This window comes from Aminobacter sp. P4_D5 (genome assembly GCF_056401815.1).
The window spans coordinates 1-704 of the sequence record NZ_JBFUIP010000733.1; the positions used below are offsets into that span (position 1 = coordinate 1).

The 704-nt window shown below is 70.5% G+C and carries 1 protein-coding gene; it reads right to left on the minus strand.

The features are described 5' to 3' along the window. Positions 1-704: penicillin-binding transpeptidase domain-containing protein (locus AC1DWF_RS34645; RefSeq protein WP_476843003.1), on the minus strand; the 704-nt coding region annotated here is incomplete at both ends.

The window sequence follows — 704 nt, forward strand, 5'->3', positions numbered from 1 at the left end:
GCCCCGGGCAGGTGACGCGCTCGCCCGGGCTGATCACCCGCGCCTCCAGCCCGGCCAGCGCCACCACCATCTTGAAGGTGGAGCCCGGCGCGTAGAGCCCGTTGGTCGCCTTGTTGATGAGCGGCGTCGCACGGTTGGCCGTGAGCTGCCGCCATTGCGCATTGCTCACGCCCGCATTGAAAACGTTCGGGTCGAAGCTCGGCTGGCTCGCCATGGCGAGCACCTCGCCATTGCGCGCGTTCATCACGACGATCGAGGTGCCCTCCTCGATCTTGCCGCGGATGGTCTTCTGGAGCTCCGTGTCGACGCTGATCTCGATGTCCTGGCCGGGCTGGCCCTCGCGCCGGTCGAGCTCGCGGATGACGCGGCCGACCGCATTCACCTCCAGCTGCACGGCGCCCGCGCGCCCACGCATCGCGAGGTCGTGGTGGCGCTCGATCCCGGAGCGGCCGACGCGAATGCCGGGCAGCTGCAGCAGCGGATCGCCATCCATGTCGCGCTCGGCGGGCGGCGCCACATAGCCCACGATATGGGCGAGGTGCTCGGTCTCGGGATCGATGCGCGTGGTGCCGACGTCGATGAGGATGCCGGGCAGGTCCGGGGCGTTCACCTCGATCCGCGCCATCTCCTCCCAGGCCAGGAACTCGCGGACGATGACCGGCACGAAGCGGCGGCGGCGGCGCATCTCGCGCTCGATCCGGGCG